This is a genomic window from Planotetraspora thailandica (assembly GCF_016863335.1).
Taxonomy (GTDB): Bacteria; Actinomycetota; Actinomycetes; order Streptosporangiales; family Streptosporangiaceae; genus Planotetraspora; species Planotetraspora thailandica.
Genome location: NZ_BOOR01000004.1, coordinates 371,523 through 396,456 on the forward strand (window position 1 = coordinate 371,523; position 24,934 = coordinate 396,456).

The window sequence follows — 24,934 nt, forward strand, 5'->3', positions numbered from 1 at the left end:
CCCCTGCCTTGCCGAGGGAGAGACTGACGTACCGCCTCTTCGGCTTGGGCATCCCGCCGGTGATGAGGAACGAGTCGCTCACCCGCCGTGTCCGGCCGGGTGACCATGCTCGCCGCCGCGCTCGGGACCGGTGATCAGCCGACGACCCTGCCGAGGAATCCCCTCATGTAGCCCGCGATCGTGTCCAGCTCGCTTTCCAGAGCGAAGTGCCCCGCGTCGAGAAGGTGGATCTCAGCGTCGGACAGGTCACGGGCGAACGCCCGCGCGCCGTCCGGGCCGAAGATCCCGTCGCCCGCCCCCCACACGGCGAGCAGCGGCACCTGGCTCGTGCGGAAGTACTCATGGAGCCTCGGGTACACCTCCAGGTTGCTGACGTAGTCGCGGAACAGGGCGAGCTGGATCTCGTCGTTGCCCGGGCGGCTGATCCGCGTGTGGTCGTGCGTCCAGGCGTCCGGGCTGATCAGCGACGGGTCGGGCACGCCGTGCTCGTACTGCCAGCGGATCGCCTCCAGCGTGAAGGCCTGCCGTACGGGCTCCTCGTTGTCCGGGCCGGGGTCGTCGGCGTAGGCCCAGATCGGAGCCCAGAACGGCTCGACGAAACCCTCGGTGTAACCGTTGCCGTTCTGAGTGACGATCGCGCGCACCGGAGCCGACGGTTCCAGGGCCAGCCGCCACCCGACCGGGGCCCCGTAGTCCTGCACGTAGATCGCGTAACCGTGCAGGCCGAGCTGTTCGAGCAGGCCGTGCGTGACCTCCGTGAGCGCGTCGAAGGTGTACGGAAACTCCTTCGGCGACGGGGCGGCGGAATAGCCGAACCCGAGGTAGTCGGGCGCGATCACCCGGTAACGGTCGGCGAGCGCGGGGATGAGCCGCCGGAACATGTGCGAGCTGGCCGGAAAGCCGTGCAGCAGGACCACGGGGAACGCGTCGTGCAGGCCCGCCTCCCGGTAGAAGACCTCGTGGCCGCCGACCTTCGTCGTGCGGTGATGGATGTCGACCATCGAAAACCCCCTTGGCCGATCTACACGCCGATCATCGATCGGCGCCGAAGAGGACCGTGTCCGCGACGCGAAGGACGAAACCTGACGTCCAAGGGCGAGCGGGAGGATCAGGACGCCGGTCGTTCGACGACGGCGGCCAGGCCGTCGAGCAGCGAGGTCAGGCCGAGCGTGAACAACGCGTCCAGGCGCAGGTCGTAGCCGTCGGCGGACTCCACGGCCTTGAACACCTTGAAGAGGGCCGGACGCCGGGTCTCGTCGACGGCGACGGGGAAGGCGGCGGCCTGCTGCTCGATCCACTCGTCGCCCGACAACCCGGTCGCGGCCGCCGCCTGCGTCTCCCGCTCCAGGTTGACCGCGACGCCCTCGACGTAGCAGTACAGCAGCGCGTGCACGTCCAGCATGGTCACGGGGTCGAGGCCGTGGCCTTCCAGCGCGCTCAGCGCCCACTCCGCGTGGGTCATCAGGTTGGGCAGCAGCAGGGGGCGGGTGAGCGAGCCGAGCTGGGCCAGCCACGGGTGCCTGCGGAAGACGGTCCACAGCTTCTGCGCGCCCAGTTCCAGGCGGCTCCGCCAGCCTTCGGGAGGGCCGCTACGAGGACCGCATGCGGCCGTTCGTCGAGCTCAACCAGGCGCTGGCCACGGAGAACCCCGGCGGCCCGCCCGCCGGGGAGTCGGTCGAGCGGGCCAAGAACGCCCTGTCGCTCTGACGCCCCCTGGCGGAGACCGGGACGTCCTTGACCTCAACCAAGGTTCACGTTTTACGGTGTTCGCGTCGTCACACGTGGGAGGCAGTCATCGTCACCATTCGCGACTACCCCAAGGAGCAACTGGCCGCCCAGCCCATCGGTTACTGGAGCGGGGCGGCCTATCGGGCGGTGGTGGGGCGTATCCGCTCGGAGTTGGCCGTCGAGCAGCTCACCCAGCCGCACTGGTGGACGCTCAACCACATCGCGGGAGCGCCCGGCGAATGGAGCCGCGCCCGGCTCACCGAGCGCCTGGCACCCTACGACGACCTCGGGATCGACTTCGCGACGGTCTTCGACGACCTGATGGCGCGAGGATGGGTGACGGAGCAGGGCGAAGCCTTGACGATCACCGACGCCGGGGAGGAGGGACGGCTCCGCTCCCACGCCAGGCTGGCCGAGGTCAACCGGCAGATCCATGACGGCATCACGACGGACGAGTACGTGGCCGCGCTCGGCGTCCTTCGCCGGATGATCGCCAACCTGGGCGGCGACAGCGACGTGCCCTGAGGTCGCCGGTCAGAACAGCGGTTCCTGCACGACGACGCCGGCGAGGACCGTGGACACCATCTTGCGTACGGCGCCGGCCTCCGGTGGGGCGCCCTTGCGGTCGGCGAACAGCAGGTGGCCGGCCCCGATCAGCGTGGGGGCGAGCGTCTCGATGTCGGCCTCGGCCGCGATGCGGCCGAGGTCGCGCTCCGCGGCGAGGTAGGAGGCGATCATGGTGCAGGCCTCCGTCAGGACCGGGACGCCGGCCGGCCATGCCCGGCGCAGCCGGGCGCGCACCTCGTCCCGGAAGGTGAGGAGGGGGACGATCGCCACGGCGACCGACCCGAACAGGGCCGTCAGCGCGTCGGTGAGGTTGTCGGCGACGGTGCCGGTCCCGGCGAGGTCGCGCAGGGCGGCGGCGTGGGCGTCCATCCGGTGGATGCGGTCGAACACGAACTCGGCGAGGAACGCGTCGAAGTCGTCGAAGTGCCGGTGCAGGACGCCCTTGGCGCAGCCTGCCTCCATGGTGACCGCCCGGCTGGTCAGCGCACTCGGCCCGTCCCTGAGCAGTATGCGCTCGGCGGCATCGAACAACTGCTCGCGCACGTCGCGGAGCGCTACCCCTGTCGGCACTGCGCGTCCTGCCCTTCTTCGCTCGGCGAAACCCATTGGATAGTGGGCGAGCGCCCACTATGGTGGGCGCATGACCACTATACGGTCGGACCAATCACACCCCTCCGAGAACGAGCCTCATAAGGCCAGGCAGATGGCGGAGTCGTTCGGCGTGGACGCCGAACGCTACGATCGCGTCCGGCCCCGCTATCCCGGCGCCATGGTGGAGCGGATCGTCGCCGCCTCCCCCGGACCGGACGTGCTCGACGTGGGCTGCGGCACGGGCATAGCAGCCCGGCAGTTCCACGCAGCGGGCTGCAATGTGCTGGGCGTCGAACCCGACGAACGGATGGCCGAGTTCGCTCGGCGCGGCGGGCTCGAGGTCGAGGTCGCGACGTTCGAAGCCTGGGATCCCGCCGGCCGGGAATTCGACGCGGTCATCGCGGGGACGCCATGGCACTGGGTCGATCCGCTCGCCGGAGCGGCCAAGGCGGCACAGGTGCTGCGTCCCGGCGGCCGGCTGGCGGCGTTCTGGCACGTGTCCGAGCCCCCGCCCGCCGTGTCGGAGGCCTTCGCCGCGGTCTACCGGCGGGTGATGCCCAACTCGCCGTTCACCTTCCGGGCGACGAGGTCGGCCCTGGACTCCCATCAGTCGCTGCTCACCAAGGCCGCCGACGGGATCCGAGAAGTGGGCGGGTTCGGCGACCCCGAACAGTGGCGATTCGACGGGGAGCGGACCTACACCCGCGATGAATGGCTGGACCAGTTGCCCACGTCCGGCGCCCTCACCCTGCTTCCGCCGGACAAGCTGGCGGAGGTGCTGGAGCGCGTCGGGGCCGCGATCGACGCGATGGGCGGCGGCTTCACGATGCCCTTCGCCACGCTGGTGGTCACCGCGGAGCGAACCGGCGCCGCCTGACATGCCGGGCAGGTGCCGGCACCCCGCCACTCAGTCTCTGCCGTCGCCGCGGACGCCAGCGGATTTTCGTCCGGCCTGCGATTACGCGGGTTCCGCCGCCTGGTATTGATCATCACTGCTACGGTTCGGGATGGTTCGCGCATTCCATGCCCGGTTGGAGACGGGATGGCGACCCGCTTTCTCTTGTTCCCCACGGCGCCGGCGGGCCTCCCGGAGGCGCCCGCAGACCTGAAGGCATCGTGACTGACGACCAGCGACATGGCGGTCGACGGCAGGCCCGCTCGCCTGTGACCCGCCTCGTGGTGATCCTGGTACAGGCCCTGGCGGTCGGAGCGGGATTCGGTGCGGCGACCTCCCTCGTGAACGCCGTCTCCCACAACTCCGCCGACCTTGAAAGCAGTGCCTATACCACCAGCGGGTGGTCGGCCGCGGAAATCGTGAGCGTGCTGCTCGACTCCGGCTGGGCTTGGGCGGGATTGGCGGTCGCAGCGGGGTGGCTGCTCACCCGCGCCGAGGGGAGCCGTCGCGCGGCGCCGGCGCAGGGTGCTGCCGCCGGTGTGCTGGCCCTGCTCGCGGCCACGGCCGCCTACAGCGTCGCCGACACCATCCGCAGCGGCGGCCCCTGGTACGAGTCCCAACAGCCCGTGTGGTGGGTCGCCGGCGTCATCTTCGGAGCACCCTTGGGCGCCGTCGGTGCATGCGTCAGGCGACCGGGAGCGATCGGCTTGTTCGCGAGACTGACCGTGCCGGTCGGCGCCGCCGTACAGATGGTCGTGCTCCCACCCGGCAGGAACGAGGTGGTCGAGACCATAGGGAAGACGATCGTGTGGACAGGGGCCGCCGCGAGCATCGGCTTCGTCGTCGTCCGTTTCCTTCAGGAGCGGCGCCGGCGCTCCGTGACAGCCGATTGATCGGCCGGACGAATGACGCCGGGCGGGACCCATCCACGATGGCCCCGCCCGGCGGGTACGGCTGGGCCGGCTCAGCCGGCCGTACGAGGGAAATGCGTTACAGGCCGCGCGCGAGGCGGTAGTAGGCCTGGTTCCAGCGCAGCTCCTTGGCGAAGCCGCGCGCGGTGGTCTCTGCGTCGATGACGACCAGCTCCACGCCGAGCATGTCGGCCAGGTCGGTGAGCTCGTCCGCTCCGACGGCGGCCGACAACACGGTGTGGTGCGGGCCTCCGGCGGTCAGCCACGACTCGGTGGAGGTGCGCATGTCGGGCCGGGGCTTCCAGACCGCGCGGGCGACGGGGAGCTTCGGCAGCGGCTCCGGCGGCGCCACCACGTCGATCTCGTTGGCGACCAGGCGGAACCTGTCCCCCATGTCGGCCAGGCCCACCACGACGGCGGGGCCGGGGGCGGCGTCGAAGACCAGGCGCACCGGGTCCTCCCTGCCGCCGATGCCCAGCGGGTGGATCTCGCACGACGGGGTGCCGCCGGAGATGGTCGGGCAGACCTCCAGCATGTGAGCACCGAGGATCAGCTCCTCCCCTGGCGTGAGGTTGTAGGTGTAGTCCTCCATGAAGGAGGTGCCGCCGGGCAGTCCCTCGGCCGTCTTCTTCAGGGTGCGCAGCAGCACCGAGGTCTTCCAGTCGCCTTCGCCGCCGAAGCCGTAGCCGTCGGCCATCAGGCGTTGTACGGCCAGGCCGGGCAGTTGCCGCAAGCCGCCGAGGTCCTCGAAGTTGGTGGTGAACGCCTTGAAGCCGCCCGCTTCCAGGAAGCCCCGCAGTCCCAGCTCGATGCGGGCCGCGTAGCGCAGCGAGTCGTGCCGGTCGCCGCCCGCCCGCAGCTCGGGCGCCACCTGGTAGAGCTCCTCGTACTCCTTGACCAACGCCGTCACATCCGCGTCCGCGGCGGCGTCCACGGCCTCGACGAGGTCGTTGACGCCGTACGTGTTCACGGAAACGCCGAACTTGAGCTGGGCCTCGACCTTGTCGCCTTCGGTGACGGCCACGTCGCGCATGTTGTCGCCGAAGCGTGCGAGCTTGAGCGAGGCGACCTCGGCGCGCCCGGCCGCCGCGTGTGCCCAGACCGAGATGCGCGCGGCCACCGACGGGTCGCTGACGTGACCGGCGACGGTCTTGCGCGCGACCCCGAGGCGCGTCTGGATGTAGCCGAACTCACGGTCGCCGTGCGCCGCCTGGTTGAGGTTCATGAAGTCCATGTCGATGGTGCTCCATGGCAGCTCACGGTTGGCCTGCGTGTGCAGATGCACCAGCGGCTTGCGCAGCGCGTCGAGGCCGGCGATCCACATCTTCGCGGGCGAGAACGTGTGCATCCACGCGATCAGCCCGATGCACTCGTCGTCGGAGTTGGCCTCCAGGCACACCCGGCGAATCGCGGCGGCGTCGGTGAGCACGGGCAGCCAGACCAGCTCGAACGGCAGCGCCTCCCCGAGTTCGCGCGCGATCTCGCGGGACTGCTCGGCCACCTGGTTGAGCGTGTCCTCGCCGTACAAGCCCTGGCTGCCGGTCAGAAACCAGATCTTCAACGCGAGCTCCTCTGCCCATAAACGTTCTGGTAGCGGTCGTAGAGACGGTCGATGTCGTCCTGCTTGATCGGCACGGGGTCGCCGAGCTGGCGTGAGACGTGCACGGTCCGGGCGACGTCCTCGCACATCACCGCGGCCTTCACCGCGGCCTTCGGGGAGTCGCCGATGCTGAAGACGCCGTGATTCTGCATGAGGACGGCGGGCGAGCGGTGACCGGAGAGCACCTCGACCACTCCCCTGCCGATGTCGTCGCCGCCGATCAGCGCGAACGGCCCAACGGGGATCTCGCCGCCGAACTCGTCGGCCATCGCGGTGAGCACGCAGGGGATCGGCTCGGCCCGCGCCGCCCACGCCGAGGCGTAGGTCGAATGGGTGTGCACGACGCCGCCGACCTCGGGCATGTGGCGGTAGACGTAGGCGTGCGCCGCGGTGTCGCTTGACGGCGCGTAGTCGCCCTCGACGACCTCGCCGTCGAGGTCGCAGACCACCATCGACGCCGGGGTGAGGTCGTCGTAGGAGACACCGCTCGGCTTGATGACGAACAGGTCCTCGCCCGGCACGCGGCCGGAGACGTTGCCCGCCGTCCAGGCGACGAGGTTGTAGCGCACCAGCTCGGCGTGCAGGCCGCACACGGCCTCCCGGAGCTGCTCGATCATGCCGTGGCCTCGTTTCTGATCGCGCGGAGCCGGTGCAGCAGCCCGCCGTCCGCGAAATGGTCGTGCAGGTGGCGATATTCGGCGTAGAGCCGGTCGTAGGCGTCGGCTCGACGCGGGTCGGGGACATAGGCGCCGGATGTGCGCTTGCCCATCGCGGCGGAGGCCTCGGTGATGTCGGCGTAGGCGCCGGCCGCGACGGCCGCGTGGATGGCCGAGCCGAGGGCGGGGCCCTGGTCGGACCCGATCACCGACAGCGGGCGGCGCAGCACGTCGCTGTAGACCTGCATGAGGAACCGGTTCTTCAGCAGGCCGCCCGCGACGATGAACTCCTCGACGGGCACGCCGGACGCCTCGAAGGTCTCCACGATGACGCGGGCGCCGAACGCGGTGGCCTCGATGAGCGCGCGGTAGACGTCCTCGGGTGCCGTCGCGAGCGTCTGGCCGACGATCACCCCGGACAGGTTGTGGTCGACGAGCACCGACCGGTTGCCGCCGTGCCAGTCGAGCGCGACGAGCCCGTGCGCGCCCACCTCCTGCCGCTCGGCGAGCGCCGTCAGGTGGTCGTGCACGCTGATGCCGAGCTCGGCGGCGCGCTCGCTGTAGGCGGCGGGCACCGAGGTCTCGACGAACCAGGCGAAGATGTCCCCGACCGCCGACTGCCCGGCCTCGTAGCCCCACAGGCCGGGCACGATCCCATCGCGGACCACGCCGCACATGCCGGGGACCTCGGCCAGCTCGCCGGAGGACATGATGTGGCAGGTCGAGGTGCCCATGATGGCGACCATCTGGCCTGGCCGTACGGCGTCGGCGGCGGCGGCCGTGACGTGCGCGTCGACGTTGCCCACGGCGACCGCGATGCCTTCGGGCAGCCTGGTCCACTGCGCGGCCTGCGCGGTCAGCCGTCCGGCGAGCCCGCCGAGGCGGGCGAGCTCCCGCCCGAGCGTGGCGGTGAATCCGGCGAAGCCCGCATTGAGCGCGCCGAGGAAGTCCTGACTCGGATAGCGGCCGTCCTGGTGGATGCCCTTGTATCCCGCCGTGCAGATGTTGCGGGTCTCCACTCCGGTGAGCTGCCAGATGATCCAGTCGGCGGCCTCGATCCAGCGCTCGGCCAGTCCGTAGATCTCCGGGTCTTCTTCGAGCGCCTGCAGACCTTTGGCGAACTCCCACTCGGAGGAGATCTTTCCGCCGTAGCGCGGCAGCCACGGCTCTCCGCGCTCGGCGGCGAGGGCGTTGATGCGGTCGGCCTGCGCCTGAGCCGCGTGGTGTTTCCACAGCTTGGGCCAGGCGTGCGGCCGGTCGGGGTGCAGTTCGCTGAGGGGCGCGCCGTCGGCCGTGGTGGGCAACATCGTGCAGGCGGTGAAGTCGGTGCCGATGCCGATCACGTCGGCCGGGGCGACTCCGGCGACCGCCAGCGCCTTGGGGACGGCGATGCGCAGCACGTCGCGCCAGTCCTCCGGCGACTGCAGCGCCCAGTCGGGCCCCAGCCTGACCGTGGTGCCGGGAAGGACGTCTTCGATGACTCCGTGGGTGTATTCGTGGACCGCGCTGCCCAACTCGGCCCCGTCGCTCACCCGCACGACGACGGCGCGGCCGGAAAGCGTGCCGAAATCGACACCGATCACATAGCGCTCGTTGTTATCGCTCACATTTACTCCAACGGGGACGGGGACTGCTTGCCGGGTCACGTCTGCGGTGCTAGGAGTTCCGGGGAGCGCTGCTGGCCCGGACCACGAGATCGGGGGGCACGACGAAACGCTCCGTCTCGCCCCGCCCCTCGGCCTCGATCTGCTTGAGGAGCACGTCGATGCTGTGCCGGCCGACGGCGCCGAAATCCTGGCGCACGGTGGTCAGCGGCGGGGAGAAGAACTCCGACTCGGGGATGTCGTCGAAGCCGACCACGCTGATCTGGTCGGGCACCCGCACCCCCTCCTCGGTGAAGGCGCGAAGCACACCGAGCGCCATCTGGTCGTTGGCGACGAACACCGCGCTCACCTCGTCGGCCATCGCGGCAAGCCGCTTGCCCGCCTCGTAGCCCGAGCGCGGGCTCCAGTCGCCGGACAACACGTCGGGGATCTCCCGCCCGGCGGCGGTCAGCGCGGCCTCCCACCCCTCGATGCGGCCCTCGGCCTCCAGCCAGTCCTGCGGACCCCTTACATGCCAGACCGTCTCGTGCCCGAAGTCGAGCAGGTGGGCGGTGGCGAGTCTCGCTCCCTCGGCCTGATCGACGCAGATCACCGGGGCCGCGCCTCCGTGACCGCCTTCGACGGCGACCACGGGAATGCCCCGGGGCAGGTCCTCCAGCGCGCTGGCCGCCGACCGCTGCGGCGCGACGACCACGATGCCGTCGACGCCCTGCTCGGTCAGATAGTCGATGGCGTCACGCACGCCGGCCCTGTCGATGGTGCGCAGGCTGACGATGCTGACGAAGTAGCCGGCGTCTCTGGCGGCCTGCTCGATGCCGTAGACGGTGCTGGCCGGGCCGTACAGGATGGTGTCGAAGCTGACCACGCCCAGCGTGCGCGAGTGGCGGGTCACGAGGGCGCGCGCGACCATGTTGCGGCGGTACCCGAGCCGGTCGATCGCCTTGAGGACCCGATCGCGGGTCTCGGCGCGGACGTTCGGATGCTCGTTGAGCACCCGCGAGACCGTCTGGTGCGACACACCTGCGGCCTTGGCCACATCGGCCATGACCGGCGGGCGACCTCCCGCACTCGATCCCAACACCGGCTCCTTTCGCGCCCGATCGACCACCTGGCCCCCCGCCCGATGATCCATGATCACCGAAGCGCGCCCGCCGGGGAGACGAACGCCCACTGAACAGTGTCCACCGGCCGGCGCCCGTCAATAAACCGCGGTCGCTAGACCACGACTGTGAGCGTTAACAACCTGTCGAGTCAAGCGGGACGTTGATTACGTTCAGGTTACGAAGAGGGGTAGTGAATGATTGCCCCCTTGTTACGGCGACGTTATCGCGGTCTATTGACAGTAGGAATGTTAGCGATAACACTACCGATCCCAGGATCAGACGACAGCCCGAGCCTTCGCAGCTGGCGACCTATCTCGGGCCAGACCGTCGCCCCGTGCCGCATCCGGCCACCCCCATGGGCAAGGAGAGAAAATGAGATTCCGACGATTGGCAGCGGTGGTTCCCGCCGTCGCCATTGCCGTGCTCGCCGCGGCGTGCGGTTCGAGCGAGAAGACGGTCGACGTGCAGACCACGTCGGGCAACAACAACGGAGCCCTTGTGGGCGTCACCATGCCGACCAAGTCGTCGGAGCGGTGGATCCACGACGGCGACAACGTCAAGGCCGGTCTGGAGAAGCTGGGGTACAAGGTCGACCTCCAGTACGCGGAGAACGACATCCCCACCCAGGTCAACCAGATCGAGAACCAGATCACCCGGGGCGCCAAGCTCCTGATCATCGCTTCGATCGACGGCACCGCGATCACCACGCAGCTGCAGGAGGCCGCGGACAAGAAGATCCCGGTCATCGCCTACGACCGGTTGATCCGCAACAGCCCCAACGTCGACTACTACGCCACGTTCGACAACTTCAAGGTCGGCGTCCAGCAGGCCACCTCGCTGCTGGTCGGCCTGAAGCTCAAGAACGAGGACGGCACCGACGGCACCGCCAAGGGGCCGTTCAACATCGAGCTGTTCGGCGGCTCCCCCGACGACAACAACGCGACGTTCTTCTTCAACGGCGCCATGTCGGTGCTCCAGCCGTACATCGACAACAAGACGCTCGTCGTGAAGAGCGGTCAGACGGACTTCAAGACCGTCGCCATCCTCCGGTGGGACCCCGCCACGGCGCAGAAGCGCATGGAGGACCTGCTGACCAAGACCTACAGCGGCGGCACGAAGGTCGACGGCGTCCTGTCGCCCTACGACGGCCTTTCGATCGGCATCCTGTCGGCGCTCAAGAGCAACGGCTACGGCACGGCCGACCAGCCGTACCCGATCGTGACCGGCCAGGACGCCGAGCTCGCGTCGGTCAAGTCGATCATCGCCGGTGAGCAGTACTCCACCATTTACAAGGACACCCGTCAGCTGGCGGACATCACGGTCAAGATGGCGGATACCGTACTCAAGGGTGGACAGCCCGAAGTCAACAACACCAAGGACTACGACAACGGCAACAAGGTCGTCCCGTCGTACCTGCTGGACCCGGTGATCGTGAACAAAACGAACTACCAGAAGGAAGTCGTCGACACCGGTTACTACACCCAGGCCCAGCTCGGCGGCTGACCCGCAACGAGGTGCGGCCCTGGACGGGGGCCGCACCTCCTTCACAGCTCACCGAGAGGCCATGAGCGACAATGACCGATGACATCCTGCGGATGCGTGGGATCACCAAGACGTTCCCCGGAGTCAAGGCGCTCCAGGACGTGAACCTCTCCGTGCGACGGGGCGGGATCCACGCGATCTGCGGCGAGAACGGCGCCGGCAAGTCGACCTTGATGAAGGTGCTGTCCGGCGTCTACCCGCACGGGTCGTACGAGGGTGAGATCTTCTTCGACGGCGAGTTGTGCCGGTTCGGCGACATCCGCGACAGCGAGCACCGCGGGATCGTCATCATCCACCAGGAGCTGGCGCTGTGCCCGCAGCTGTCGATCGCCGAGAACATCTTCCTCGGCAACGAGCAGTCCGCCCGGGGACTGATCGACTGGAACAGGACCAACGCCGAGGCGGCCGAGCTGCTGAACCGCGTGGGCCTGCACGAGAACCCGGTGACGACGATCTCCGACATCGGAGTGGGCAAGCAGCAGCTCGTCGAGATCGCCAAGGCCCTCGCGAAGAAGGTGCGGCTGCTCATCCTCGACGAGCCCACGGCCGCGCTCAACGACGAGGACTCCGCGCACCTGCTCGACCTGCTGCGCGGCCTGCGTGACGAGGGCATCACCTGCGTGATCATCTCGCACAAGCTGAACGAGGTCATGGCGATCGCCGACTCGATCAGCATCCTGCGCGACGGCCGCTCCATCGAGTCGCTGGACATGGCGACCGGCGAGGTGACCGAGGACCGGATCATCTCGGGCATGGTGGGCCGCGCGCTGGAGAACCGCTTCCCGCCGCACGAGCCCAACATCGGCGAGGAGGCGCTGCGCATCGAGAACTGGACGGTGCACAGCCCCACGCAGCGCGGGCGCGAGGTGGTCTCCAACGCGAACCTCACGCTGAGGAAGGGCGAGATCGTCGGCCTGGCCGGGCTCATGGGCGCCGGCCGCACCGAGCTCGCGATGAGCGTCTTCGGCCGCAGTTACGGCACCGACATCACCGGCAAGCTCTACAAGAACGGCAAGCCGATCGAGGCGCGGACCGTGCGGGAGGCGATCCGCAACGGCATCGCCTACGCCACGGAGGACCGCAAGCGCTACGGCCTCAACCTGATCGAGGACATCAAGCGCAACGTCTCGGCGGCGGCTCTGTCCAAGCTGGCCCGCCGCGGCTGGGTCAACGACAACGAGGAATACCGCGTCGCCGACGAGTACCGCGCGAGCATGAACATCAAGGCTCCGGGCGTGTCGAGCATCACCGGCAAGCTCAGCGGCGGCAACCAGCAGAAGGTCGTGCTGGCCAAGTGGATCTTCACGGACGCCGACGTCCTCATCCTCGACGAACCGACGCGGGGCATCGACGTCGGCGCCAAATACGAGATCTATTCGATCATCAACCGGCTCGCGGACGCGGGAAAGGCCATCCTCGTCATCTCCTCGGAGCTGCCGGAACTCCTGGGCCTGTGTGACCGCATCTACGCGCTCTCGGCCGGCCGGATCACCGGCGAAGTCCAGCGAAGCGAAGCCACACAGGAGCGGATCATGCAGTACATGACGAAGGGACTGGACGAGACCTGATGAGCAGCACCTCACCGACCGACGTCGCGCCGGCGGCCGGCGCCACGGACGCGCCCGCGAGGTCGACAGGCCTGTCGATCAACATACGGCAGAGCGGCATCTACATCGCGTTCGCGCTGATCGTCCTGCTGTTCACGATTCTGACGGACGGGGCGCTGCTCCAGCCGCAGAACATCTCGAACATCATCGTCCAGAACTCCTACATCCTGATCCTGTCGATCGGGATGATCCTCATCATCATCGCCGGGCACATCGACCTGTCCGTCGGCTCGGTCGTCGCCGTCACCGGCGCCATCGCCGCCGTCCTGATGGTCAACTACGGCGTGCCCTGGCCGCTGGCGCTGCTCATCACGCTGATCGCCGGCGGCCTGATCGGGGCCTGGCAGGGGTACTGGATCGCCTACTTCGGCATCCCGGCGTTCATCGTCACGCTCGCCGGCATGTTGCTCTTCCGCGCGCTGACCCTGACCGTGCTGGGCAACCAGGGCATCGGCCCCTTCCCCGACGCGGTGCGGACCCTGTCGAACGGGTTCACCGACGGCTATTTCGGCAACATCGGGCTCGGCCCCCTCGGCGGAGCCGACCTGTTCAGCCTGCTGATCGGCATCATCGCGATCGCGGGCATGGCGCTCACGCAGTGGCGCACCCGCGCCGCCCGGCTCGGCTACCGCCAGACCGTCGACCCGCTGCCCGTCTTCCTCCTGAAGATCGTCTTGGCCGCCGCGGTCATCCTCTTCGTGGTCGTCCAGCTCGCCCGGTTCAAGAACCTGCCGTGGGTGCTCGTGCTGCTGGCCGCCCTCGTGCTCGGCTATTCGCTGCTGACCAACCGGGCCGTGTTCGGCCGCCGGATCTACGCCATCGGCGGCAACCTGCAGGCCGCTCTCCTGTCCGGCATTAAGGTCAAGTCGGTCATCTTCTGGATTTTTGTCAACATGGGCGTGTTGTCGGCCATCGCCGGCATCATCTTCGCCGGACGTCTCAACCAGGCCGGGCCCACCGCGGGCAACTCCTTCGAGCTCGACGCGATCGCGGCCGCGTTCATCGGCGGCGCCGCCGTACAGGGCGGGGTGGGCAAGGTGGTCGGCGCGGTCACCGGCGGTCTCATCATGGGCGTCATCAACAACGGCATGTCCCTGATCGGCTCGCCGAGCGAGCGAGTCATGCTCGTCAAGGGCGTCGTGCTGCTGGCCGCAGTGGCGTTCGACGTGTGGACCAAGCGCAGGGCGGCCTCGGCCCCGCGCTGAGGCTCAGGCGGACTTCTCCCGGCGCTTGTGCCCGCGGCCGTTCTGGTCGCGCGGCACGAGCGTCGGGTTGACGTTTTCGAGCACGGTGTCGCGGTCGACCACGACCCTCTCCACGTCTTCGCGGCTCGGCACCTCGTACATCACGTTGAGCAGGACCTCTTCGAGGATCGCGCGGGTCGCCCTGGCCCCCGTACGGCGAAGCAGCGCCTGCTCGGCGATCGCCTCGACGGCGCCGTCGGTGAACTCCAGCTCCACCCCGTCGAGCTCGAAGAGCCGCTGGTACTGCTTGATGAGCGCGTTGCGGGGCTCGGTGATGATGCGCGTCAGCGCCTCCTTGTCGAGCTGCCGGAACGTCGACAGCACCGGCAGCCGGCCGACGAGCTCCGGGATGAGGCCGAACTTCAGCAGGTCCTCCGGCATGACCCGGGACAGGACGTCCTGCTGCCGGTCCGCGTCCAGATCACCGATCGTGCCGCCGAACCCGGCCACCCTCGCCCCCGTACGCTGCTCGATCACCTGCTCCAGACCGGCGAACGCGCCGCCGACGATGAACAGCACATTGGTGGTGTCGATCTGGATGAACTCCTGGTGCGGATGCTTACGCCCGCCCTGCGGCGGCACACTCGCCGTCGTCCCCTCCAGGATCTTCAGCAACGCCTGCTGCACACCCTCGCCCGAGACGTCCCGCGTGATCGACGGGTTCTCGCTCTTACGGGCGATCTTGTCGACCTCGTCGATGTAGATGATCCCCGTCTCGGCCTTCTTGACGTCGTAGTCGGCGGCCTGGATCAACTTCAGCAGGATGTTCTCGACGTCCTCCCCGACATAACCCGCCTCCGTCAGCGCGGTCGCGTCGGCGATCACGAACGGCACGTTCAGCATCCTGGCCAGCGTCTGCGCGAGGTAGGTCTTGCCGGAGCCGGTCGGGCCGATCAGCAGGATGTTGGACTTGCCGAGCTCGACCTGCTCCTCGCCCGTGGGGAGCTTGCGCTTGGGGGCGGCCGCGTCGGCCCGGACCCGCTTGTAGTGGTTGTAGACCGCCACCGACAACGCCCTCTTGGCGTTCTCCTGCCCGATCACGTACTGCTCGAGGAACGCGAAGATCTCCCGCGGTTTCGGCAGGCTCGGCTGCGCCTCCTCGGCGACCTCGACGAGATCCTCCTCGATGAGCTCGTTGCAGAGCTCGACGCACTCGTCGCAGATGTAGACGCCCTGCGGGCCTGCGATGAGCTTGCGTACCTGCTTCTGGCTCTTCGCGCAGAACGAACACTTCAGTAGAAAGCCGCTGTCACCGATGCGTGCCACTCGGAAAACGTCTCCTCACCACGTTGTGCGAGCCGGATCCGGTGCGGCAAGGGATCGCGCCTGGCGCCTCGACGCTCCGTGTCGTCTGCGTGCTCCGCAGAAATGGCAGCGTCATGCGGGTGTCATTCAGATGACGTCACCATCTTGATGGCGACGGTATCTTGCATCCGCACGTACGGCAAACGCCGCGCGAGCAGGACGACGGGGCGGCTCACCAGGGCGGGAATGCGGGAACGCTGGGTGGTCCCCCTTGGCGGTGATCACCACCAAGGGGGTGGGGCGGGGCAGGCTAATTGGCGAGCTTCTTCATCGAGTTGACGGACCAGGTCAGTGTCAAGGCCCCCAGGGCCAGGGTGAGGCCGAAGGCCAGGGGAATCGAGATGTTGGAGAAGTCGCCGTTGAACAGGGACCTGCCGGCCTCGACCGCGTGATACAGCGGGTTGAAATGGGCGACCGTCTGCATCCACTGGGGCGCGAGCGACATGGGCAGCATGATGCCGGTGAGCAGAATCAGCGGCAGGGCGAAGAACTGCATGATCTGGCTCATGCCGTTCTCGTCCCGCAGCGCCAGGGCCAGGCCGTACGACAGCCCGGAGGCGAGCAGCCCGGTCGCGGCCATGAGCACCAGCATCAAGGCGACCCCGCCGACGCTGGCCCGCATGCCCATCAGCGCGGCCAGGCCGACGATGAGCACGGCCTGCACGACCAGCACAATCATGTCCCGCATCGTCCTGCCGAGCACGATGGCGGGCCGCCAGGCGGGACTGACCGCCAGTCGCTCGAGGTACCCGTTGCGGATCTCGTTGATCATGCCGAAGCCCACGAACAGCGAGCCGAACAGCGCGATCATGATCATCACGCCGGGTGTGAACATCTCGAGGGTGTCGCCGAGGTTTCCGCCGACCGTCGTGTTGGCCACGAGCGGGGCGAAAAGCAGCAGGTAGAGCACGGGCTGCAAGAGCCCGAAGAACGGCCATATGGGGTTGCGCAGCGTGTTCTTGAGCTCGTAGCCGAGGAAGAGCAACGTGTGTCGGAGCATTGAGGGTCCTATCGAGTCCGGAAGAGGGCGCGGGTTTCTAGTCGGCGTCTTTCTAGTCGGCGTCGCGCAGCGATCGCCCGGTGTGGCGCAGGAAGACGTCGTCGAGCGTGGCCCGCTCCAGGGCGATCGACTGGATGGCGAGGCCGCCCGCCTCGATGGCGCGCAGCAGATGCGGCAGGTTGTGCTCGCCGTCGTCGACGTAGACGCGCAACTTCTCGTCCTCCGGCCGCACCTCCTTGACGTACGGCTCGGCCGACAGGAGCGTCCGCGCCTCCCCGGTGGCGTCATCCCCCACCCTGACGGTGATGACGTCGCCCGCGACCTCCTTCTTCAGGTCGTCGGGGCGGCCCTCGGCGACGACCTGGCCGTGGTCGATGATGACCAGCCGGTCGCAGAGGGCGTCGGCCTCCTCCAGGTAGTGGGTGGTCAGCAGCACGCTGGTGCCCTGCTTGCGGAGGGCGCGCACCTCGTCCCAGAGGTTGGCCCGGTTCTGCGGGTCCAGGCCGGTGGTCGGTTCGTCCAGGAAGAACAGCGGAGGCCGGTTGACCAGCCCGATCGCGAGGGAGAACCGCCGCTTCTGGCCGCCGGACAACGTCCGGATCGGGCGGTCCGCGAACTCGGTGAGGGCGAAGGCGGTGAGCAGCTCCTCGGTGCGGGTCTCCGCCTGCTTGCGTGACATTCCGCCGAGCCGGGCGGCGAGGATCATTCCGTCGCGTCCCGGGGAGTTCTCGTCCACGCCGCCCGCCTGGCCGACGTACCCGATGTTCTCCCGTACCTTGTCGGGATTCGTGGTGATGTCGTGGCCGGCGACCTTCGCGGTGCCCGAAGTCGGCGGAATGAGGGTGGCGAGCATCCTGATGGTGGTGGTCTTGCCCGCACCGTTCGGCCCGAGCACGGCGAAGATCTGACCGGTCTCGACCTCCAGGTCGACGCCTCTGACGGCCTCCACCTGCTCGGTCTTGCCGCGGCCGCGTTTGGCGGTGAACGTCTTGCGCAGCCCGTGCGCCTCGATGATCACTGAGATTCTCCGTTCAGACGGCTTCGAGAGCCTGCGTTGACGAGCGGAAATGGTGCGGTGGTTCGCGTCCGGGAGATCCGGCTCGGACAGTCTCGACCCTCCCGCGACGGGAGAGTCAACTGTGATCGACGGTCGTGCCGGTGACCGGCCTTCGCCCTCAGGGGTCTACCAAAAACCGTAAGTGATCGTCGAGTGGTTTATCACTTCGCGATCCTCAGGACTTCCGTATCACTCCCTATCGTCCTCTATAGTTCCCATTCAAAGGGAAGATGAGGGAGTGAAAGTGCCGGAGCAGTTCTATTCGGTAGACCAGGTCGCCGACCTGCTGGGCCTCCATGTGAAGACCGTGCGTGGTTACGTGCGCGACGGCCGGCTCAAGGCGGTTCGCATCGGCAAGCGATACCGGATCACCCGCGACGACCTCGAGGCGTTCGCCGGGCACCCGGTGGCGGGCACCGCCCGCGAGACGACCCCCCGCCGTCGTCGCGCCGAGGTGTCGAGCATCGTCCAGGTCGACGCGGTGGACCCGGCGACCATGTCCCGCCTGAGCAACCTGATCACGGCGGCGATCGCCCACGGGGGCGAGCGCCTTCACGTAGAGATCGTCTATGACGAGGAGAGGGCCAGTATGAAGATCATCCTGCTGGGCGCGCTCGACGCCTCGGCCGAGATGCTGAAGATCATCAACGTCCTCGCGGAGGAGCGGCCATGACCGGGATCTACACCTCGGCCGAGGGCGCACGCGCGGTCGAGTCGCGTTACCGCGAATACCTGGACGCATGGCCGGTTCCCAGCGAGCACCTGCGTCTCCCCACCCGTGAGGGCGAGACGTTCGTCGTGGCCTGCGGACCGAAAGACGCCCCGCCACTGGTGCTCCTGCACGGCTCGATGGCGAACACCGTGATGTGGGCGGACGACGCCGCCGTGTGGTCGCGGCACTTCCGCGTCTACGCCGTCGACATGATCGGCGAACCCGGGCTCAGCGCGCCATCACGGCCCGATCTGGCGTCCGACTCCTACGCCCTGTGGCTCGACGACCTGCTGGACGGCATCGGCGCCCGGAACGTGTCGCTGGTCGGGACCTCTCTGGGCGGATGGCTGGCCGTCGACTACGCGACCCGGCGCCCCGATCGCGTCGACCGCATGGCCCTGATGTGCCCCGGCGGCATCGGACGTCAGAAGACGGGGTTCCTCTTCGTCGCACTGCTGCTCCTCCCCTTCGGGAAGAGGGGCCGCCGCACCCTGATGAGGCACGTGCTGGGGATTCCCGCGTCCGCGATGGCGCATGCCGACCCGGCCAGGCAGGCCTTCGCCGACTACGTGGCGCTCATCGACCGGAGTTTCCGCCCCAGGAAGGAGCGGCTGCCCGTCTTCGGCGACGACGCGTTGCGACGGCTGGCCATGCCCGTCCTGGTCATCGTCGGCGGCCGGGACGTCATGCTCGACTCGTACGGCACGAGCCGCCGCATGCGGGAGGACGTGCCCCACGCGACCGTCGACCTTCTGCCGGAGGCCGGCCATCTGCTCCCGAGCCAGACCGAGCGCATTCTGGCGTTCCTCCAGGTTGAGGAAGGGGCCCGCCGGCATGCCTGACTCGGTGCAGCACCTCGGCGGCGTGCCCGTCCTCATGGTCGAACCGTACGGCGAGCCGCTGCGGAGCGAACGGGACGCTCTGGATCTCATCGGCCAGGCGTCGTGGGCCGGGGCCGAGTGGGTCGCCGTTCCGGCGAACCGGCTCGCCGGCGACTTCTTCCGCCTGCGCACGCGGGTCGCGGGCGAGATCGTCCAGAAGTTCGCCAACTACCGGCTGGGCCTGGCCGTACTCGGCGACATTTCTGGATTTATCGGGGACAGCGATGCCTTGCGGGATTTCGTCCGTGAAAGCAATGCGGGCAGGCAGACCTGGTTCGTCGACGACGCCGACGCCCTGGCAGACCGGCTGGCCCGCAGAGGCGGAGGTGCCGGGCGATGAGCACCCCGGCCGATTCCTCAGATGACGGCGCCCTGCTCCGGAACACCGGGGCAGGGCGTCGGCAGGGAACTACGGTCAGACGGCGACGTTGGCGTTCCGCACGCCCGCCAGCGCGGTGCTCCAGGAGACCAGCTGGTCGAGCATGGTCTGCAGGGTGTCGGCGTGGTGGGCGGACGGCTTGAAGACCGACCAGTTCTCGAAGTCGTGCATGAACGTGAAGGAGACCTGCGCGCGCACGTCGGCGATCTGGAGCTCGCCCGCGATCAGGCGGAGGTGCTCAACCGCCCGAGTGCCGCCGACGCTGCCGTAGCTGACGAAGCCGGCCGCCTTGTTGTTCCACTCGCTGTAGAGGAAGTCGATGGCGTTCTTCAGGGCGCCCGAGGTGGAGTGGTTGTACTCCGGCGTCACGAAGATGTAGCCGTCGAACGACGCAATCTTGGCGGACCACTCCTTGGTGTGCGGCTGCGAGTACTGGCCCATCGACGGCGGAATCGCCTCGTCGAGGTGGGGCAGCTTGTAGTCCAGCAGGTCGACCAGCTCGAACTCCGCATCCGTGCGGGTGCTGACCTGCTCAAGAACCCACTTGGCCACTGCCTCGCCGTTGCGGCCGGGGCGCGTGCTGCCAAGGATGATCGCAATCTTGGTCACGGGATGTGCGCTTTCTTTCGGGCTGGAGCGTCACCCGGCCCGGCGTTCCCGATTCGGGGTTCGAGGGAAGCCGAACGACCGGAACTCCAACTAGTTGCTTAGCTAAGTAAACCGTAGCACGGTACTTGCTTCGTCAAAGAAGTAGAGTGGGCGTCATGGGAGCCACCGATCTCCAGCCGCTCTCGCCACTGGAAGAAGCCGCCTGGCGGGCACTGGCCCGCGCCTTGATCGTCCTGCCCCGCGCACTGGACGCCGACCTGGTGCATGCCCAGCGCATGACCATCAACGAGTACGGCGTGCTGACCAACCTCTCCGAGGCGCCCGGCCGCCGCCTGCGGATGAGTGAGCTGGCATCGGGGCGCAATCTGACCCCCGCCGGCATGACCAGGCTCGTCGACCGCCTGGTCGCCGAAGGGCTCGTCGAGCGCACCAAGTGCGCGGAGGACGGCCGGGTGTCCTTCGCCGTTCTGACCGACGCCGGGTTCCAGCGGCTCGAAGAGGCGTACCCGAGCCATCTCGCCAGCGTGCGGGCGCGCGTCATGGAACATGTCGGCCCCGACGAAATGGCCGTGCTTCACCGGATCATGTTCAAAATCACCCAAGCGGCCGAGGGCTGCCCCGCTAAGGACTCCTGACAGAATGACGCGGCGCAGCGTCACCACGGTCTTCCCGGTGCCCTGGGCTTGGGGCCAGATCGCGCTTCAGTCGATGGGCGCGCCGAACCACTTGGGCATCCGGCCGAGCAGATCCTGCTGATCTTCGCCGACCCACGCCACGTGGCCGTCCGGTCGCAGCAGCACGGCGGGCACGTCCAGTTCCTCGCTGACGTCGACGACGTGGTCGACCCGATCCGCCCATCCGGCGACCGAAAGCCGGCCGGTCTGGTCGAGCAGCAGTCCGCGGCCGCCGTGCATCAGCGCGTAGAGGCGCCCCCGCTTCAGCTCCACGTCCCGCATCCTCCGGCCGAGCAGTTCATGCCCCTCCCCGAAGTCGTAGCGGACCCCGATCGCAGTGATCTTCTCGATCAGGTACCGGTTCACGTCCTCGAAGTCCATCAGTTCCGACACCAGCCGGCGCACTGCCTGGGGGCCCGGCTCGGTGGACAGCAGTTCCATCTGCGCGCGGGTGTTGGCCAGCACGTCGGCGGCCACCGGGTGCCGTTCGGCGTGGTAGGTGTCCAGCAGCCCCTCCGGTGCCCAGCCGCGGACCTCGGCGACCAATTTCCAGCCGAGGTTGAACGCGTCCTGGATGCCGAGGTTGAGCCCCTGCCCACCGGTCGGCGGGTGGATGTGCGCCGCGTCGCCGGCCAGCAGGACCCGGCCGACCCGGTAGCGCTCGGCCAGCCGGGTGGCGTCGCCGAAGCGGGACAACCAGCGCGGTGAGTGCACGCCGAAGTCGGTGCCGGCGAACGCCCGCAGCTGTTGCTTGAACTCCTCGAGGGTCGGCGGGATCGTGCGGTCCTCTGTCACCCCCGCGGCGGGCACGAGCACGCGATACACCCCATCCCCGAGTGGCCCGGCGCCGAACCGCTTCTGGGTCTTGCGCACTTCGGCCACCACGGCGGCCAGTTCCTCCGGCGGCGCGGTCAGCTCCATTTCGCCCAGCAGCGTGTCGACCCTGGTGGGCTCGCCGGGGAAGCCGACGCCGAGCAGCTTGCGCACCGTGCTGCGGCCGCCGTCGCAGCCAACGACGTAGCGCGCGCGCAGCCGCGTGCCGTCGGCCAGCTCGGCGGTCGCCCCGTCCTCGTCCTGGCTCAGCCCGACCAGCTCGCAGCCGCGCCGGATCTCGGCGCCGAGCTCGGTGGCGTGCTCGGTCAGCAGCCGGTCGGTGACGGTTTGCGGGATGCCGAGGACGTACCCGTGTGCGGTGTCCATCCGGTCAGGCCACGGCTTGCTGATGCCGGCGAAGAAGAAGACCTCGTACCGCTTGCCCAGCGCGAGGAAGCGCTCCAGCAGGCCGCGCTGGTCCATCACTTCGATGCTGCGCACGTGCAGGCCGAGCGCGCGGACGACCTTGGTCGGCTCCGCATCCCTCTCCAACACGACCACCTGCAGACCGTGCAGCCGCAACTCGCCGGCCAGCATCAAGCCGGTCGGTCCGCCGCCGGCAACGATCACATCGATCATGAATCCCCCATTCAACAAGGCTGCATTTCGGCCGCCTGCTCCGCGCAGCCCGGCGGCGCGCACACCCGCACACCCGGACCTCCGCACACCCGCGCCGAGCGGCGAGCGCCGGCAACCGCATCGCGCGCCCTGCCACCGGTTCGACGTTCAGCGAAGGCGCCGAAGCACACGTGTTGCGAACCCTGATTTCCGCAGGTCCTGGCTTCGGTCGGAGATTCTGCAGCACGACCCGGGTCTTGCCGCAAGCCCCCCGGTTCGCTATAAGTTAAAAGTGACAAGGAGCGGCGAAAGCCCCTTGCCACTTTTGTCCGCTGCGAACGGACAACCTCCTCCCAAAGCGACAGCGCGCCGCGTACGGCGGCAGGTCGATCCAGGAGGTCAGTAGTTCCACGTGGCCCCGCCCGTCAGGCGTCGACCACCTTGTCCACAAAGGTGAACAGGTTGGTCCTGGTGCGCTCCACCTGCTCCTCCACCGTGAGCGACTCCTCGATGCGGCCTCCCGGCTCTGGTGACTTCCTGCCGCGCACGTAGAGGGAACAGTCCAGGTCGGTGCAGATGTACAAGCCGACCGAGTTGTTGTCGCGACCTGCCTGGCCGGCCTTGCGCGCCGCCATCAACGCGACGCCGTTCCCCGAATGAACGGTCAGACACAAGGAGCACATGCTCCGCTGAATCCCCCGCTGCGGTGCCGACAGCCGCAACGTGACGCCCACGAGGCGGTCGTCGCGTTCGGTCACCAGGTAGCTGCGATCGGGTGCCGCCGGGTCGCGCCACCCCAGGAAGTCGAGATCGTCCCACGGCGTGACCCGCAGATCGCGCGGCACGGCCAGACGCTTGGCCTCCCCCTTCGAACAATTGACGAACGACGCGCGGATCTCCTGCTCACTGACTGCTCTCATGACGCCGAACGCTACAATTCCTAGGCATATTAGGCAACTCACTTAATGCTTCAGGTTTCTACGACGGTGGAAGGTGGGACCCGCATGGTGCGCGCCGGTCTGACGACCGATCGGGTGGTGGAGGCGGCCGCCGACATGGCGGACGACGTCGGGTTCGAGAACGTGACGTTGTCCGCCATGGCGCGGCGCTTCGGCGTCAAGGACGCGAGCCTGTATTCCCACGTCAAGAACCTGAAGGATCTCCGCGAACGGGTGGCGTTGCTGGCGGCGGACGAGTGGGCCGCTCGCATCGCGGCCGCCCTGGCCGGCCGGGCCGGCAAGGACGCCCTGATCGCCTTCGCCGGCGCCTACCGGACGTTCGCGGTCGACCATCCCGGGCGTTACGCGGCGACCTTCATGCAACTGGACCCCGCCGTACTCGCCGGGTCGACCGCCCACCGGCGCATCCTCGAGCTCACCTCATCGCTTCTGCTCGCGTACGGCCTGGCGGAGCCTGACCTGACCGACGCGGTGCGCCTGTTGCGCAGCACGTTCCACGGCTACGCCAGCCTGGAGGCCATCGGCGCGTTCGGCCATCCGCGCGACATCGAGGCGTCCTGGGAACGGGCACTGCACGCGCTTCATTTCACCTTGGAGAACTGGGCGTCGTCGGACCCGTCGCGCGCAGCGCGCGGGTGAACCACGAGAAGACGGGCGCGAGGGTGGGCGACACCGGCCAGCCGTTGATCACGGCGAGCAACTGCCAGTAACGCTCGGCCCGCGGATCTCCCCCCGCCTCCATACGTGTCAGCAACCAGCGACGGAGTTCCTCCTCGTCGTCGCCCGTACGGCCGAAGGTCTGGGCATACCGTACGGCCAGGCCGTCCACGATCGGGACGGCCTCGGGAGAAGCCGGATCGATGCCCGCCTCGATGGCCTGGCCGACGGCAGCGATGGTCGCCTCGGTCAGCTCGTGGTGAAGGCCCGAGGTGTCACCGTACGCACGATCGGCCGCCTGCTGCTCGGCCATGCGGCGGACGGAGGCGCGGAAATCCGCGTCCTGGACGAGTTCGGCGAGCTCCACCCACGCGTCGACCTGCTCAGCGGTGGGGTCGTCGGGAAGCTCCGGCATGGCCGAGCGCATCATGGCGACGAAATCGGGATTGGCGTCGAGCCCGCCGAACGCCTCGTCGACGAACTCCCGGATGAGCCGGCGGCGTTCTTCGGCGGAAAGCTTCGCGAGTTTATGCATCTTCTTCATCTCCTGAGGGTCTGATCCGCGTTCGGCCACAGCCCGCAACACGGCCCTGCGCAGCCGCAGAATGCGGATCTGCACATCGACGGCTTCGGCGTGCGCGGCGGCGACCTCGCTCATGGACACCTCGCGTTCCAGCACGCGGCGCACCGTGGGCAGGTCGATCCCCAGCTCACGCAACGTGCGCACGAGCTCGAGCCTCGCCAGCGAACCGAGGTCGTACAGCCGGTAGCCGCCGGGGCTGCGGCCGATCGGCGGCACGAGCCCGCTGTCGGAGTAGAACCGGATCGCCTTCACCGTCAGGCCGGTGCGCCGGGCCAGGTCTCCGATCGTCAGGATCGTGTCGCCATCCATGCGTTCACCCTGCCGTCTCCCCCTGGGGGAGGCTCAAGCGCATTTCCGCCCGTACGGCACGGCCAGGGCGGCGGGCCAAGGTGGGAGCCATGGCAAGCAGGGCGATCGCGATCAGAAAGAGCCAGGTGATCCCGGACTTGAGAACGGAATGCCACACGGCCTTGGAAGTCGCACGCGGTCGTCTGCTCAAAACGGTGGCCGGGCCAGCTCCTCGTCGAGTAGCGGGCCGACATTGTAGGCATCGCCCTTCTCCGTTTCGGTCTTCTCGCCCTCGGGCGGGTTGAGGTTTTCGCTGGTCAGGGTGGGTTGGTCGTGGTCGGTGATGTGTTC

Annotated in this window: 25 protein-coding genes; 11 read left to right on the forward strand and 14 right to left on the reverse strand. The window is 68.4% G+C overall.

The window, feature by feature from the left end:
• Nucleotides 1-134 precede the first annotated feature (134 nt).
• Together Pth03_RS02685 and Pth03_RS02690 are read right to left on the reverse strand one after the other, a co-directional pair.
• The gene (locus Pth03_RS02685; RefSeq protein ID WP_203942443.1) at nt 135-1,001 is read right to left on the reverse strand and encodes an alpha/beta fold hydrolase; all 867 of its coding nucleotides are present in this window, start codon (nt 999-1,001) and stop codon (nt 135-137) included.
• Nucleotides 1,002-1,108: 107 nt separating this feature from the next.
• A complete protein-coding gene (locus Pth03_RS02690) occupies nt 1,109-1,561 on the reverse strand; it encodes a TetR/AcrR family transcriptional regulator C-terminal domain-containing protein (protein WP_203942501.1) in 453 nt (150 codons plus the stop codon).
• Between the two features lie 173 nt (nt 1,562-1,734).
• On the opposite strand from Pth03_RS02690, the gene Pth03_RS02695 reads away from it, so the two are divergent.
• Nucleotides 1,735-2,253, forward strand: a complete 519-nt coding sequence (locus Pth03_RS02695) for a MarR family winged helix-turn-helix transcriptional regulator (protein WP_239118708.1) — start codon at nt 1,735-1,737, stop codon at nt 2,251-2,253.
• Nucleotides 2,254-2,262: 9 nt separating this feature from the next.
• On the opposite strand, the gene Pth03_RS02700 is transcribed toward Pth03_RS02695, so the two are convergent.
• Complete coding sequence (locus Pth03_RS02700; protein ID WP_203942444.1) at nt 2,263-2,865, reverse strand: TetR family transcriptional regulator; 603 nt, start codon at nt 2,863-2,865, stop codon at nt 2,263-2,265.
• 70 nt (nt 2,866-2,935) lie between these two features.
• Here Pth03_RS02700 and Pth03_RS02705 point away from each other — a divergent pair, with 70 nt between their 5' ends.
• Nucleotides 2,936-3,763: a class I SAM-dependent methyltransferase gene (locus tag Pth03_RS02705; RefSeq protein WP_239118709.1), complete on the forward strand. Its 828-nt coding sequence runs from the start codon at nt 2,936-2,938 to the stop codon at nt 3,761-3,763.
• A 239-nt stretch (nt 3,764-4,002) separates the two neighbouring features.
• Nucleotides 4,003-4,674 carry a hypothetical protein gene (locus Pth03_RS02710; protein ID WP_203942445.1) on the forward strand — a complete coding sequence of 224 codons (672 nt, stop codon included), beginning with the start codon at nt 4,003-4,005 and terminating at the stop codon, nt 4,672-4,674.
• A 97-nt stretch (nt 4,675-4,771) separates the two neighbouring features.
• On the opposite strand, the gene araA is transcribed toward Pth03_RS02710, so the two are convergent.
• Genes araA through Pth03_RS02730 form a run of 4 tightly spaced genes read right to left on the reverse strand, consistent with a single transcriptional unit; the run spans nt 4,772 to nt 9,597 of the window.
• Nucleotides 4,772-6,253, reverse strand: a complete 1,482-nt coding sequence (gene araA / locus Pth03_RS02715; RefSeq protein WP_203942446.1) for an L-arabinose isomerase — start codon at nt 6,251-6,253, stop codon at nt 4,772-4,774.
• Nucleotides 6,250-6,909, reverse strand: coding sequence for an L-ribulose-5-phosphate 4-epimerase (locus tag Pth03_RS02720; RefSeq protein WP_203942447.1), 660 nt, complete (start codon nt 6,907-6,909; stop codon nt 6,250-6,252). The genes araA and Pth03_RS02720 overlap by 4 nt, the downstream gene beginning before the upstream one ends.
• Nucleotides 6,906-8,555 (reverse strand): ribulokinase, encoded by a 1,650-nt coding sequence (araB, locus tag Pth03_RS02725; protein WP_239118710.1) that lies wholly within the window; start codon nt 8,553-8,555, stop codon nt 6,906-6,908. Before araB ends, Pth03_RS02720 begins: the two co-directional genes overlap by 4 nt.
• Before the next feature lie 49 nt (nt 8,556-8,604).
• On the reverse strand, nt 8,605-9,597 hold the full coding sequence (locus tag Pth03_RS02730) for a LacI family DNA-binding transcriptional regulator (protein ID WP_203942505.1): 993 nt from the start codon (nt 9,595-9,597) through the stop codon (nt 8,605-8,607).
• Between the two features lie 430 nt (nt 9,598-10,027).
• Between Pth03_RS02730 and chvE the strand changes: the two genes are divergently transcribed.
• From chvE to mmsB, 3 genes are all read left to right on the forward strand, one after another.
• Entirely contained in the window at nt 10,028-11,158 is a 1,131-nt protein-coding gene (gene chvE / locus Pth03_RS02735) for a multiple monosaccharide ABC transporter substrate-binding protein (RefSeq protein ID WP_203942448.1), read from the forward strand.
• A gap of 71 nt (nt 11,159-11,229) precedes the next feature.
• Entirely contained in the window at nt 11,230-12,765 is a 1,536-nt protein-coding gene (gene mmsA / locus Pth03_RS02740) for a multiple monosaccharide ABC transporter ATP-binding protein (RefSeq protein ID WP_203942449.1), read from the forward strand.
• Complete coding sequence (gene mmsB / locus Pth03_RS02745; protein ID WP_203942450.1) at nt 12,765-14,009, forward strand: multiple monosaccharide ABC transporter permease; 1,245 nt, start codon at nt 12,765-12,767, stop codon at nt 14,007-14,009. Before mmsA ends, mmsB begins: the two co-directional genes overlap by 1 nt.
• Nucleotides 14,010-14,012: 3 nt before the next feature.
• Here the strand turns inward: mmsB and clpX are convergent, their stop codons facing one another.
• The 3 genes from clpX to Pth03_RS02760 all read right to left on the reverse strand — a co-directional run bounded on the left by clpX (nt 14,013) and on the right by Pth03_RS02760 (nt 17,371).
• The gene (gene clpX / locus Pth03_RS02750; protein WP_203942451.1) at nt 14,013-15,314 is read right to left on the reverse strand and encodes an ATP-dependent Clp protease ATP-binding subunit ClpX; all 1,302 of its coding nucleotides are present in this window, start codon (nt 15,312-15,314) and stop codon (nt 14,013-14,015) included.
• Between the two features lie 289 nt (nt 15,315-15,603).
• Nucleotides 15,604-16,353, reverse strand: coding sequence for an ABC transporter permease (locus Pth03_RS02755; RefSeq protein WP_203942452.1), 750 nt, complete (start codon nt 16,351-16,353; stop codon nt 15,604-15,606).
• 52 nt (nt 16,354-16,405) lie between these two features.
• Entirely contained in the window at nt 16,406-17,371 is a 966-nt protein-coding gene (locus Pth03_RS02760) for an ATP-binding cassette domain-containing protein (protein ID WP_203942453.1), read from the reverse strand.
• A 283-nt stretch (nt 17,372-17,654) separates the two neighbouring features.
• Between Pth03_RS02760 and Pth03_RS02765 the strand changes: the two genes are divergently transcribed.
• From Pth03_RS02765 to Pth03_RS02775, 3 genes are read left to right on the forward strand one after another with little or no spacing between them, the layout of a single operon-like run.
• The gene (locus Pth03_RS02765; RefSeq protein WP_203942454.1) at nt 17,655-18,083 is read left to right on the forward strand and encodes a helix-turn-helix domain-containing protein; all 429 of its coding nucleotides are present in this window, start codon (nt 17,655-17,657) and stop codon (nt 18,081-18,083) included.
• Nucleotides 18,080-18,964, forward strand: coding sequence for an alpha/beta fold hydrolase (locus tag Pth03_RS02770; RefSeq protein WP_203942455.1), 885 nt, complete (start codon nt 18,080-18,082; stop codon nt 18,962-18,964). The genes Pth03_RS02765 and Pth03_RS02770 overlap by 4 nt, the downstream gene beginning before the upstream one ends.
• The gene (locus Pth03_RS02775; protein WP_203942456.1) at nt 18,957-19,343 is read left to right on the forward strand and encodes a DUF4180 domain-containing protein; all 387 of its coding nucleotides are present in this window, start codon (nt 18,957-18,959) and stop codon (nt 19,341-19,343) included. The genes Pth03_RS02770 and Pth03_RS02775 overlap by 8 nt, the downstream gene beginning before the upstream one ends.
• Nucleotides 19,344-19,418: 75 nt before the next feature.
• Here Pth03_RS02775 and Pth03_RS02780 read toward each other — a convergent pair whose 3' ends face one another.
• The gene (locus Pth03_RS02780; RefSeq protein WP_203942457.1) at nt 19,419-19,991 is read right to left on the reverse strand and encodes an NADPH-dependent FMN reductase; all 573 of its coding nucleotides are present in this window, start codon (nt 19,989-19,991) and stop codon (nt 19,419-19,421) included.
• Nucleotides 19,992-20,146: 155 nt separating this feature from the next.
• On the opposite strand from Pth03_RS02780, the gene Pth03_RS02785 reads away from it, so the two are divergent.
• Nucleotides 20,147-20,626, forward strand: a complete 480-nt coding sequence (locus tag Pth03_RS02785; protein ID WP_203942458.1) for a MarR family winged helix-turn-helix transcriptional regulator — start codon at nt 20,147-20,149, stop codon at nt 20,624-20,626.
• Nucleotides 20,627-20,692: 66 nt separating this feature from the next.
• Here Pth03_RS02785 and rox read toward each other — a convergent pair whose 3' ends face one another.
• A complete protein-coding gene (gene rox, locus Pth03_RS02790; RefSeq protein WP_203942459.1) occupies nt 20,693-22,117 on the reverse strand; it encodes a rifampin monooxygenase in 1,425 nt (474 codons plus the stop codon).
• 404 nt (nt 22,118-22,521) lie between these two features.
• The gene (locus Pth03_RS02795; protein ID WP_203942460.1) at nt 22,522-23,016 is read right to left on the reverse strand and encodes an FBP domain-containing protein; all 495 of its coding nucleotides are present in this window, start codon (nt 23,014-23,016) and stop codon (nt 22,522-22,524) included.
• Between the two features lie 84 nt (nt 23,017-23,100).
• Between Pth03_RS02795 and Pth03_RS02800 the strand changes: the two genes are divergently transcribed.
• Nucleotides 23,101-23,694 carry a TetR/AcrR family transcriptional regulator gene (locus Pth03_RS02800; protein ID WP_203942461.1) on the forward strand — a complete coding sequence of 198 codons (594 nt, stop codon included), beginning with the start codon at nt 23,101-23,103 and terminating at the stop codon, nt 23,692-23,694.
• On the opposite strand, the gene Pth03_RS02805 is transcribed toward Pth03_RS02800, so the two are convergent.
• Nucleotides 23,642-24,604: a MerR family transcriptional regulator gene (locus Pth03_RS02805; protein ID WP_203942462.1), complete on the reverse strand. Its 963-nt coding sequence runs from the start codon at nt 24,602-24,604 to the stop codon at nt 23,642-23,644. The two genes, Pth03_RS02800 and Pth03_RS02805, sit on opposite strands and share 53 nt — an antisense overlap.
• Nucleotides 24,605-24,934: the final 330 nt, after the last annotated feature.

Coding starts and splice junctions, on each gene's coding strand:
- Pth03_RS02775 (WP_203942456.1), top strand. CDS start 18,957: ATGCCTGACTCGGTGCAGCACCTCGGCGGCGTGCCCGTCCTCATGGTC.
- mmsA (WP_203942449.1), top strand. CDS start 11,230: ATGACCGATGACATCCTGCGGATGCGTGGGATCACCAAGACGTTCCCC.
- rox (WP_203942459.1), bottom strand. CDS start 22,117: ATGATCGATGTGATCGTTGCCGGCGGCGGACCGACCGGCTTGATGCTG.
- Pth03_RS02805 (WP_203942462.1), bottom strand. CDS start 24,604: ATGGATGGCGACACGATCCTGACGATCGGAGACCTGGCCCGGCGCACC.
- Pth03_RS02730 (WP_203942505.1), bottom strand. CDS start 9,597: ATGGCCGATGTGGCCAAGGCCGCAGGTGTGTCGCACCAGACGGTCTCG.
- Pth03_RS02795 (WP_203942460.1), bottom strand. CDS start 23,016: ATGAGAGCAGTCAGTGAGCAGGAGATCCGCGCGTCGTTCGTCAATTGT.
- Pth03_RS02755 (WP_203942452.1), bottom strand. CDS start 16,353: ATGCTCCGACACACGTTGCTCTTCCTCGGCTACGAGCTCAAGAACACG.
- Pth03_RS02720 (WP_203942447.1), bottom strand. CDS start 6,909: ATGATCGAGCAGCTCCGGGAGGCCGTGTGCGGCCTGCACGCCGAGCTG.
- Pth03_RS02800 (WP_203942461.1), top strand. CDS start 23,101: ATGGTGCGCGCCGGTCTGACGACCGATCGGGTGGTGGAGGCGGCCGCC.
- mmsB (WP_203942450.1), top strand. CDS start 12,765: ATGAGCAGCACCTCACCGACCGACGTCGCGCCGGCGGCCGGCGCCACG.
- Pth03_RS02685 (WP_203942443.1), bottom strand. CDS start 1,001: ATGGTCGACATCCATCACCGCACGACGAAGGTCGGCGGCCACGAGGTC.
- Pth03_RS02705 (WP_239118709.1), top strand. CDS start 2,936: ATGACCACTATACGGTCGGACCAATCACACCCCTCCGAGAACGAGCCT.
- Pth03_RS02770 (WP_203942455.1), top strand. CDS start 18,080: ATGACCGGGATCTACACCTCGGCCGAGGGCGCACGCGCGGTCGAGTCG.
- chvE (WP_203942448.1), top strand. CDS start 10,028: ATGAGATTCCGACGATTGGCAGCGGTGGTTCCCGCCGTCGCCATTGCC.
- Pth03_RS02785 (WP_203942458.1), top strand. CDS start 20,147: ATGGGAGCCACCGATCTCCAGCCGCTCTCGCCACTGGAAGAAGCCGCC.